General features: G+C 68.1%; 11 protein-coding genes and 1 pseudogene. 8 read left to right on the forward strand and 4 right to left on the reverse strand.

The window, feature by feature from the left end:
- Window positions 1-78 precede the first annotated feature (78 nt).
- Window positions 79-768: pseudogene (locus ABT001_RS35220) on the forward strand (IS256 family transposase); the annotation flags it as partial.
- Window positions 769-1,162: 394 nt separating this feature from the next.
- Here the strand turns inward: ABT001_RS35220 and ABT001_RS35225 are convergent.
- Both ABT001_RS35225 and ABT001_RS35230 read right to left on the reverse strand, forming a co-directional pair.
- Entirely contained in the window at window positions 1,163-2,083 is a 921-nt protein-coding gene (locus tag ABT001_RS35225) for a phosphotransferase (protein WP_351285698.1), read from the reverse strand.
- A 139-nt stretch (window positions 2,084-2,222) separates the two neighbouring features.
- Window positions 2,223-3,056: a hypothetical protein gene (locus ABT001_RS35230; protein WP_351285700.1), complete on the reverse strand. Its 834-nt coding sequence runs from the start codon at window positions 3,054-3,056 to the stop codon at window positions 2,223-2,225.
- A 442-nt stretch (window positions 3,057-3,498) separates the two neighbouring features.
- Here ABT001_RS35230 and ABT001_RS35235 point away from each other — a divergent pair, with 442 nt between their 5' ends.
- Complete coding sequence (locus ABT001_RS35235) at window positions 3,499-4,266, forward strand: HNH endonuclease family protein (RefSeq protein ID WP_351285702.1); 768 nt, start codon at window positions 3,499-3,501, stop codon at window positions 4,264-4,266.
- A 203-nt stretch (window positions 4,267-4,469) separates the two neighbouring features.
- On the opposite strand, the gene ABT001_RS35240 is transcribed toward ABT001_RS35235, so the two are convergent.
- A complete protein-coding gene (locus ABT001_RS35240) occupies window positions 4,470-5,174 on the reverse strand; it encodes a hypothetical protein (RefSeq protein ID WP_351285703.1) in 705 nt (234 codons plus the stop codon).
- 241 nt (window positions 5,175-5,415) lie between these two features.
- Between ABT001_RS35240 and ABT001_RS35245 the strand changes: the two genes are divergently transcribed.
- From ABT001_RS35245 to ABT001_RS35275, 6 genes are all read left to right on the forward strand, one after another.
- On the forward strand, window positions 5,416-5,694 hold the full coding sequence (locus tag ABT001_RS35245) for a hypothetical protein (RefSeq protein WP_351285704.1): 279 nt from the start codon (window positions 5,416-5,418) through the stop codon (window positions 5,692-5,694).
- Window positions 5,651-6,196 (forward strand): DUF6879 family protein, encoded by a 546-nt coding sequence (locus ABT001_RS35250; protein ID WP_351285706.1) that lies wholly within the window; start codon window positions 5,651-5,653, stop codon window positions 6,194-6,196. Before ABT001_RS35245 ends, ABT001_RS35250 begins: the two co-directional genes overlap by 44 nt.
- A 14-nt stretch (window positions 6,197-6,210) precedes the next feature.
- A complete protein-coding gene (locus ABT001_RS35255; protein WP_351285708.1) occupies window positions 6,211-7,059 on the forward strand; it encodes a helix-turn-helix domain-containing protein in 849 nt (282 codons plus the stop codon).
- Between the two features lie 97 nt (window positions 7,060-7,156).
- Window positions 7,157-7,339, forward strand: coding sequence for a hypothetical protein (locus tag ABT001_RS35260; protein ID WP_351285710.1), 183 nt, complete (start codon window positions 7,157-7,159; stop codon window positions 7,337-7,339).
- A gap of 44 nt (window positions 7,340-7,383) precedes the next feature.
- Window positions 7,384-7,848 (forward strand): DUF6415 family natural product biosynthesis protein, encoded by a 465-nt coding sequence (locus tag ABT001_RS35265; protein ID WP_351285712.1) that lies wholly within the window; start codon window positions 7,384-7,386, stop codon window positions 7,846-7,848.
- A 413-nt stretch (window positions 7,849-8,261) separates the two neighbouring features.
- Window positions 8,262-9,812 carry a serine/threonine-protein kinase gene (locus ABT001_RS35275; RefSeq protein ID WP_351285714.1) on the forward strand — a complete coding sequence of 517 codons (1,551 nt, stop codon included), beginning with the start codon at window positions 8,262-8,264 and terminating at the stop codon, window positions 9,810-9,812.
- Window positions 9,813-9,941: 129 nt separating this feature from the next.
- Here the strand turns inward: ABT001_RS35275 and ABT001_RS35280 are convergent, their stop codons facing one another.
- Window positions 9,942-10,088, reverse strand: a complete 147-nt coding sequence (locus ABT001_RS35280) for a hypothetical protein (RefSeq protein ID WP_351285716.1) — start codon at window positions 10,086-10,088, stop codon at window positions 9,942-9,944.
- Window positions 10,089-10,208 lie beyond the last annotated feature (120 nt).

Raw genomic sequence — 10,208 nt, forward strand, 5'->3', positions numbered from 1 at the left:
GAGAGCACGCGATGCATGATCGCGAACGACGGACGCTTCCCGCTGAAGAGTCCGGATCACAAGATCGTCGACAGAACCAAGATCCGCGACGGCGCCGTGGCGAACCGGCCCATCTACGTTGCCCTGGCCGTCACGGCCGAGGGCCGGCGGGACATCCTGGGGCTGTGGGCCGGCGAGGGCGCCAAGCACTGGATGCACATCCTCACCGAGATCAAGAACCGTGGCGTGAACGACGTCCTCATGCTCGTCTGCGACGGGCTCAAGGGCTTGCCCGACGCCGTCGAGACCGTCTGGCTTCGCACCGTGGTGCAGACCTGCGTGGTCCACCTGCTGCGGAACTCCTTCCGCTATGCCGCCCGCCAGGACTGGGACAAGATCGCGAAGGTCCTCAAGCCCGTCTACACCGCGGCGACCGAGGAAGCCGCACTCGAGCGATTCGCGGAGTTCGCCGACACGTGTATCCAGCGATCGTCCGGCTCTGGGAGAACGCCTGGGAGGAGTTCACTCCCTTCCTCCGCTTCGACACCGAGATCCGACGCATTGTCTGCGCCACCAACGCGATCGAGTCCGTGAACGCGCGGATCCGACGGGCGGTGAAAGCCCGCGGTCACTTCCCGAACGAGCAGGCCGCCCTGAAGTGCGTCTACATGGCGATCATGTCGCTGGACCCGACCGGCAAGGGCCAGGCCCGCTGGACCATGCGCTGGAAACCAGCCTTGAACCTTCGACATCACTTTCGACGGACGCCTCTCCGCAGCACGCCAGTAACCCTCAACAACCCGAATTACACCGCTCGTTTGACAGACCCAACCCAGTTGGGGCACCCCGCCTCCGACGGTCCGCGAGACCTGGTTCCTGAGCACCGACCACTTCCGGCTCCGTCTGGTCTTCAACGTGCTCACCAGCCCACACGTCTTCCTCGGCGGGAACATCACCGCCTACCACCGGCAGGTTCGGTGCGCCGAACGCTCCGCCGCCGCCCTCGCTCAGTCCCTGACCGCCTATGAGGGCCTGCCGACCCTCCACGAGGCGTGGGAGGCGCTGTGGCAAGCACCCGACGGCCGCACCGGGAAGGACTACCTCGGCTACCTCGTGGCCCCACACCTGCTGTCCGTCCTCACCCGCGGCCTGACCGACCACCAGTCCCCACCGCCCCCAGGCGTCAGCCGAGCCGGTAGTCGATCCACTGCCTGCCGGCCGCCGCCGCCCGGCCCCGGTACGCACCCAGTCCTCCACCGGGGCCGTGCACCTGGTGCCAGGACCAGTAGCCGGTGATCGCCACCGCGAACATGCTCACGGCTTCCGGGGTTGCGGCACGCCACGCCGGAAGCCGCGCTCCGAGCTCTGCCTCCGCTCCGGCCGGGCTGTGACCGGCGAGGATCAGCTGAGGGACGAAGAACGCCGCATCCACCCACGCCGCACCACGAGCCGCCCAGGACCAGTCCAGGACCCGCACCCGCTCGGACTCCACCAGCATGTTGTCCGCCCGCAGATCGCAATGCACCAAGGTGTCTCCCGCAGCGGCTTTCACCAGCAGGTCCCGGTCGTCCATCTCCGTCAGCCAGGCGCGACGCGCAATAGACCAGGCATCCGGGCCGGCCGGGGCAGCAGCAAGCCGCTCCCAGTGACCTGCCAGCAGCGACAAGGTCTCCCCGGCCTCGCCCACGGGGGCCGGGCACGGGGTCAACTCCCGCTCCAGTGAACCGACCACGTTCAGTACGCCGGGGAGGTCCGCGGACCCGGGCCGCAGATCGGGTTCCCCGCCCAGGACCGCCTCGAAGGCGTTGACGATCCAGCCGTGCGACTCCAGCGACCACCACAGCTCGGGCGCGATCACAGAAGGCAGGTGCTCCCCGACGACAGCCTCGGCTCGGTAGTGGGACGCCATCGGCAGCGCCAGATCCGCGGCCTTGAGGAACACCTCACTGCGGTCGGCACACGTCAGCCGCACGGCAAGCCCAGGGGTGAATCCGCCCTCGGGATAGCTGACCTCGACCACCGGCGAACCGAGACGTTCCTGCACTGTGGCCCGCACCTCTTCCGGCAGCCCCTCCCACCGCGGTCGTACCGATGGTGTGTTCACAGAATGCTCCTCAGTTCGGATAGCAGATCGAGCCTTGCAGTCGACCAAGATCGCCATACCTGTCCGCTAAGTTCCGATTCAACCGAGAAGGAGTCAAAGATCGCAATCGAGTTCCACGACATTCAGCCGCCCACGCTCTTTAGCGCCGGTGACGCCAGTGCTGATGTGCCTTCAATACCTCGTAGTTCCAGGCAGAGCGCTGCTGCGTCGAAGAGCGTCCAGCGGACACACCGAGTTGTTCGGCGATGGTGGGGAACCGCGGGTGCATCTGCCGATCTCCGACTGTGACCAGAGCTGACAGCAACGGCTCACTTTGATCGCGGTCGTCATCGACAAGCCACAAAAGCACGCTCTCGTCATCGCGATGCAGACGCACAAGGGCCGGCAGACGCTTGCGGATCGCCGTCCACGTAGTGGTAGCCCCGGCTCGAGCAGTCTGCTCCAGCAACGGCCGCAGGTCGGTCGCGAGCTCCGCGAGTCGCCCTGCCCCCAGAAGCCCCGACTGGCCGTCCCGAGGAACCGGACGCACCTCCGCAACCGGCATGGGCGAAGCGTCGCAGGTCGCCGGAACGGGCGGCGCCGTCCGCGCCGGCTGCTGCACCGAGCCTGGAGCGGTGGCGCGAGGAGGTGCGTCTGACGACCACACCGTCTTTGGCTGTACGACGGGACGCTGTGCGGAGACCGGCGGCTTCACCCGCTTACGCGGCGCGGGCGGGGTCGCGACCGGCCGCGGTCGCAGTTCCTGCGCGGTCAGGCGCCGCTCCTCCTCCCGCCACCGGCGAGAGCCCAATACTTCCTTGAGGTCTTTCAACTGGGCCCGCTGCTCTCGGGTCTCACGCGGCGGGGCCTGGGAAGCCTGATGCCAGGCCCATTCGAACAGATCTCCAGCCCTGGCCACGTCAAAGCGCTCGATCGCACGCTGCAGTTCGGTGAGCGTGCCGTTCAGCGAGCGACGGATCATTGCGATATCCATCGCGCTCAGAATTGGGCGGCCTGTCGTCCGGCGCCGAAAATCGGTCTGCCACGCTGCCCCGCCACTGAGCCGCACACGCCCGTTCGACAAGAGCCGACCTCCACCCCTGGCACTACACCGTGCCCCCTGACCCGTCACTATCCGCCCAACGTGACCCACAACATCGGTGTGCACAAGAGCGCTTCGCGACAGACACTGAACCGGGAAGAAGCAGCAGCTCACAGCAACGTGCGCACCCGACCCGTCTCCTCCACCCAGTCGGTACAGGGCCCGCGAGTTCTGCTCCATTCGAGCGCGGCCATGCCCGGCTCTCAGCCCCGGATGCCGAGACCGACGTGCACCGGCGCCGGGCCTCCGGTTCACCACCTGTCGAGACAGGCCTCGTCAGGGCTACCCCGTGAACACCTGAGCCCCTGTCACTCTTGGGCTCCAACCTGCGACGATGAGGCCGTTTCAGCCCTCTCACCTGCCGGAGCCCCTCGCCGTGATCACGCCGCGCCATGCCCTGATCAGCACTGCCCTGCTCGCTGCCTGTCTCACCGCGTGCAACCCAGCCGCGACGGCCGATCCCGACGACAAGCCGGCCAGCCCGACCGCGTCTGCCACCAGCGCGGCCGCGCCCGGTGCCCCCGGGGGCGGCAGTGGGACCCCACTCAATGACGCGGTCGCCATGCTGCCGCTCGGTGAAGAAAGCCGTACCGGGTACGAGCGCGACTCCTTCAATCACTGGATCGACGAGGACGGCGACGGCTGCGATACCCGCCGCGAGGTGCTCCTGGCCGAAGCCGTCACGAAGCCGGAGCAGGGCGACCGGTGCGCGATCACGGGCGGGTCCTGGTCCTCGTTCTACGACGAGGTCGAGGTGACCGACGCCAGGAAGCTGGACATCGATCACATGGTCCCGCTGGCGGAGGCCTGGGATTCCGGGGCTTCGGAGTGGAATGCGGAACGTCGTGAGCAGTACGCCAACGATCTCGGCAGCGAGCGGAGCCTGGTCGCGGTGACCGCGAAGTCGAACCGGTCCAAGAGCGACCGGGATCCCGGCGAGTGGCTCCCGCCGGCCGCGTCCGCGCAGTGCACCTACGCCTCGGACTGGGTCGCCACCAAGCTCCGCTGGAAGCTCACCATCGACACGAAGGAACAGGCCGCTCTGGAGAAGCTCGCTGATGGCTGCCCGGACACCGTGGTGGAGTACGGAGTCGCCCCGTAGCAAGACGGCGGCGGGCGGCACAGCAAGAAGAGACGAGGCCGTCGATGAGCCGGGCGGCTGGTGTTGAACGATCCCGGGCCTTCGTTGGCGGTGAAAGGAGGCGGGCTTTGTGACCTCGACAATCCTGTCTGATCCGTGCGTCGGCGGTGCCGCGATACGGCACCGCCCGAACCGCATTCATGACAGTCATGCGAGCTGTGCCTCTATGCCAGGGCGGCGGCCACCGTCTCCAGTACGGCGTGCTGGCGGGTGTCGATGGGCACGTTGGCCTGGCGCAGCGAGCGGAGCGTGGATCCTTCGGCACACAGCCTGCACAGCCCCATCAGCGGGAGCGGACCGGCGCCGATGAGAGTGTGCGAGGAAGAGCTCTCGTAGACGGGCCGGTAGCAGCCGGGGCACAGGCGGCAGTCCTCGAGTTCGTCCGCCGGCGGCGCGTCCGGACCGAGCAGCGGCAGGATCCGCAGGAGGCTTTCCCCGGCTTCGGCCCATAGCCCCATCGGTCGTTCAGCGCTCCGCTCGAAGACGACGTCGCCGTCTGGGTCCTCGGGGGTGCGGACCCGGGCCAGCGTGCCGACGCCTTCCTCGGGGTGGTCGGGCATGAACGCCAGGACGGTCCTGTGGCCGGGTCCTTCGGTCACGCCGAAGACGTGGCCGCGCCCGGCCGTGAGGGCCGCGCCCACCTCGTTCAGCCCGCCGTCGACGTCGTTGCGCAGGCGCAGCGGCCATGAGGCCGGAACGCCGTCGATCTCGGCAGGGGAGGAGGTGATCAGGATGCCGTTGCCGGATTGGCGAACGTCCAGGTGCTGCATCCCCTCGGTGGAGTGGAACGCGGTGCCGAACCACTCCGTGGCCGGCTGGTCGCTCTGGCCCCGTGGGCGGCGCGGCTTGTGCTGCTTGTGACGTCCCATGCTGTGCCTCGCAGACGTGACCCGTACGCGGGCCGATCGGTCCGCTGACTCCCCAACCGGCAACCCGCCGGCCCCGGCACGCCACAGGCCCGGCGGCCACCTGTCCGGCCCATCCGGCTGTCGCTTTCGGCGCGCTTGTGACCGTACGAGGGACTGATCCGGCCCCGGTCTTGACCGCGCGGGCCGGGACGCGGGACGGTCGGCGCAACTAAGCGCAACCGACTCGCCACGGGAGTACGCGATGACGTTACGGTTCGTCGGGATCGACCCCAACACCGGAGGCGAGGGATCACCGACGGTGTGGGTAGAAGAGGAGAGCGCGGATCTGGTCCTCCAGGGCGAGGAAGCCGACGCCCTCCTGAAGTCCCTGGTCGGCTCCACCGAGTGGGTAGCCGGACACAAGACCGGAATCCCCGCACACGAGCGGGTGATCCGGATCCCGTTCCACATGGTGCCGATTCTGAGGGAGGCGTGCGATGCCGCTGAACGCGCAGCAGCTGAACACCGCGACGTTCGCTGAGCTGCTCGCCGACACCCATCACACGGCGGTCCACCTGGAGATGCGCGACGTCTACGCCGTCGGTGACGAGACGGACGACTTCGAGAACTTCCTGCGCACCGGCGTCCCGAACCTCGACCCCGGCCGCTCGTTCTGGCCGCAGTGGATGCCGCTCGTACAGGGCGCGGTCGCCCGCGGTGTGGTGATGCGCCGGGCGCGGATCGTCTCCGAGCCGGTCACCGACTACATCCGCTACGAGCACGCCATCACCCCGCTCAACCTCCAGGCCGGGGAGGACGTGCGTTGGCTGCCCCGCCGCCGCGCCTCCGACATCCCGTTGCCCGGCAACGACTTCTGGCTCCTGGACGACTGCCTCGTGCAGTTCCACCACTTCACCGGCGCCGGTGACTGGGCGCCGAACGGCAAGGAACGCACCAGGGAGCCGGCCGCGACCGCGTTGTGCGCCACGGCGTTCGAGACCGTGTGGGAGCGCGGCATCCCGCACGAGAAGTACACCGTCTAGGACTCGATCTGCCGATGCCCGCCTCTCCCTCGTCCAGCGCCCAAGGAGCCCGCGTAGCCCTCGCGGTACGCCTGCAGCACCTGCGCAAGGACGCCGGCCTCACCGGGAAGGAACTCTCCGCCCGGTGCGGCTGGCACCCCGCGAAGACCACCCGCATCCAGAAAGGCGCGGCCGCGCCCTCGGACACCGACATCCGCACCTGGTGCGCGGCGTGCGGCGCGGACGACCAGGCCGACGACCTCGTCGCCACCGCCCGCGCCGTCGACTCCATGTACCTGGAGTGGCGCCGCCTGCACCAGGGCGGCATGCGCAAGGTCCAGCAGGACTTCAACACCCTGCACGAGCGGACCCGCGTCTGCCGGGTCTACGTCTCCAACGTGATGCCGGGCTTCTTCCAGACCCCCGGCTTCGCCACCGCCCTCATGGAGCAGATCACCACCTTCCAGGGCACCCCCAACGACGTCGCCGAAGCGGTCGCTGCCCGCATCGCCCGCTCCCGCTTCCTCTACGAAGGCGGCCACCGTTACGTCGTCCTCATGGAGGAGTCCGTCTTGCGCTTCCGCACCGCCGACCCCGAGGCGATGCGCGGGCAGCTGCGCCACCTCCTGGCCGTGATGCCGCTTGCCTCCGTCTCGCTGGGGATCATCCCGTTCACTGCGCAGCGGACCGTGTGGCCGTTGGAGGCGTTCTACGTCCACGACGACACGATGGCCGTGGTGGAGACGCTGACGGCGGAGATCAAGGTGACGCAGCCGCGCGAGCTCGCCGACTACGCGAAGGCGTTCGCCGGCCTCGCGGAGATGGCTGTGTACGGCGACGCCGCCCGCGCGCTCATCCGGGCCGCGATCGACGCCCTGGAGTGAAGTTTCGCAATTCTCCGCAACTTCGTTGAGAGCCCGGACCACAGGTGCGTAGCGTCGATGGCACCGACAGCCCACCAGCCGGAGAGGCGGGGCCCCCTTGCGCGTACACACCGACTCCATCGCCCCGCCTGCGGAGGGCCGCGGACTCCAGTCGCCCGCCTACGGCATCCCCTCCCCGGCCCTGCTGGCCCGCGCCGACCGCGGCTTCGCCCGGTTCCTCGGTCAGCACAGCGAGGACCAGGACGACGGAGCCGGCGGCGCCGAGGATCCCCAGCGGTGACCGCCGGCCACCCGCGCGAAGACGCCCCAGCAGCAAGGCCCGCCATGCACACCAGCGTCCACACAGTCCTGTACGACCCCGACGGCCTCATCGAGGCGGAGCTCCCGCTCGACCGCGAACCGTACGAGTGCCTCGTCAAGGCCGTCCTCGCATGGACCGGCCAGGACACGCTCACCACCCGCGACCTGGAGCAAATCGCCCTCCAGCTCACCGGCCACGCCCGCGCGGTCGCCTCCGACGTCCGCCGCCGCGCCGACCAGCTGCCCAAGGACAGCGGGCCGAAGGCACTCGCCGACGTCGTCCTGCGCGAGGCAGAAGGCCAGCTGGCCATGATGATCGAGGGTACCGTCCGCTGCGCCCAGAGCCGTGCGAGGCTTGTTCGCGCCCTCTACGCACGCCTGGACCGCCTGGAGACCGCAACCGGTCAGTCTGCCGCGCCCTCAGCCGATCAGGGCGTGTCACCCTCCCATACCCACAGACCACCAGGACGGCTGAAGGTAGGCCCGTAGTAGGCCCGCCCGCCCGGCCCGTATGCGCTATGAGGGGTGATCAAGTGCGCGCCGGTGGTGATCTCCTCTTCAGTCCAGCCGGTCACCTCGATCAGCTGTCCGTCCAGCGGCCACGGGTCAGCTCGCGGTAGTCGCGGACGGGCTGCGGCCCGGACTCCGGGGCATCACGCTCGCTGCCATACACCCTCGGTACATCCGGTTATCTAGGGCTGTCAACTGTCCTTGCAGATCAGCGTGTGGGGTCGACGTAAGGCAAGTTAGGCAAGTAGTGAAGGGCTCTCCCGAATGCCGGCCTCACAAGGTCAGTACCGCACAGCTCAGTCGGAAGCCGTGAAGAGTCCCTTAGGCTGATCGCGTACAGGCCGCCAGCCGTACCCTGCTACTTGGCATGCTGGAGTCAGAGAGGGTGGGCGATGGAGCGCGGAGAGCTGATCGCCGGTAGGTACGAGATGGTCAAGCGGCTTGGCCGGGGCGGCATGGGCGAGGTGTGGGCCGCGAGGGACGGCACCCTCCAACGCGACGTCGCACTCAAGCTGCTCGACCTGGATGGGGCTGTCCACCCGGAGCTGCCCCAGCGGTTTGAACGCGAGGCGGTGGCTGCCGCGCAGATCAACCACCCGAACGTGGTTGCCCTGTACGACCGGGGCGTCCACGAGGACATGCTCTTCCTGGTCATGGAGAAGGTCGAGGGCGTGACGCTCACCGAACACATCTATGCCGAGACTCCCCTGCCCTTGGCCCGGTCCCTGGAAGTCACCGGCGGGATCTGTGCGGCGCTGGTCGCTGCGCACCGGGCCCACGTCATCCACTACGACATCAAGCTACACAACGTGATGCTCACCTCGGACGGGCAGGTAAAGGTCGTCGACTTCGGGATCGCGGGGTTCATCCAGACCGTGTTCTCCGTGGCGCGCTCCTCCCAGCTGACTCCGGCTGGCACCCCGGAGTACGGTGCGCCGGAGCAGTTCCTCACCGAGCGCGGTGACGAGCGCTCCGACTTGTACGCACTCGGCGGGGTGCTGTTCGCCCTGCTCAGCGGCCGGCCTCCGTTTACCGGTCACAGCTGGCACGCGGTCATCGAGCGTAAACGCCACGAAGAAGCACCACGCCTTGATTCGCTCCGCCCCGACCTGCCGCCGGCGGTGACGGCGCTCGTCGCTGAGCTTCTGCACCGTGATGCCCACCGACGTCCCCAGTCGGCGCGGCAGGTCCAGGAACGCCTCAAGCAGCTGCAGGCGGCCCTTGACTCAGGAGATACGGGCACGTCGTCGGGCCTTCACCCCCCGGTAGGGCAGCCGCCGCCCACACGCACCCTGGACGACACACGACAACCGGCCGGTCCATTTACCATCTCGTGGACGGGAAGGGAGCCCCTGTCCGCTTATACCGATTCTCGGACGATGCGCGCATGGTCCCGTGGGCTGACAGCCTTGTTGCCAGTGGCGGTGGTGGGGGTCTGGATCCCGCTGATGCTTGACCGCATCAAGCCCGGAACAGGGCAGGACGACGGGTGGATCGCCCTGTTCACGATATCGCTCGCCTTGGGAGTGCTCGCGCTCATACTCCTTCCCTTGATGCGCCCCCTAGGGATGTACCAACACCGCAAACCCGGCTGGTCTCTGCAAATCGGGCCGCAGGGCATCGCGACCACCAGCGACTTCTGCGAGCGTGAATACCAGTGGAGCCAGGTGCAGAGAATCGTCACCAAAGAGATCGACAGCAGCAGTCCCAGCTATCGGTACACCGGACTCCACGTCAAGTTCACAAAGGGCCCCCCGCCTTCGGATGCCGAACTCCGTCCGCTTTCAGGCAAATTGTGTCCGGCGGGTTGGCCGCCACGACACCCCGGAAAGATCACGTTCCGCGAGAACCGGCTGGTCCCTGTCTGCGTCCTGGGGCCGATGACGGACCGACAGCGGGCTGAGCTGAGAGAAGCCCTCGCCTACTACGGCCAGCAAGGGTGAGGGATGGCGAATGTCCGGGCGTTCGCCGCCGTTGATGCCACTCGTGCCGGTGGGACAGGCGGTTTCCGGTGGAGCGGTGCTTCCGGTTCAGGCATCGGCGATTGCGCGACCTCGCCGCGGACGGCATCTTCAATCGCGTCGATAGTCGACCGCGTTCTCGATGTAGTACGACAGATACAGAGCGATCCGGCCGGCGTACGTGCGCTGCGTGTTGTAGGCCCGGTCGTTGCTCTTGAGCCCCACCAACCAGGCGCACGCCTCGAGGGACTGCTGCACGCGTAGGTGACAGTGGGGTTATGCGGCCAGGGCTGCGGGTGGGGTCATGATGGCTTCGTACTCGACGGGGGTCAATCGGGCCAAACGTTTCTGGCGTCGGCGGCGGTGGTAGGTGCGCTC

The sequence above is a fragment of the Streptomyces sp. NPDC002793 genome (genome assembly GCF_040295485.1).
Taxonomy (GTDB): Bacteria; Actinomycetota; Actinomycetes; order Streptomycetales; family Streptomycetaceae; genus Streptomyces.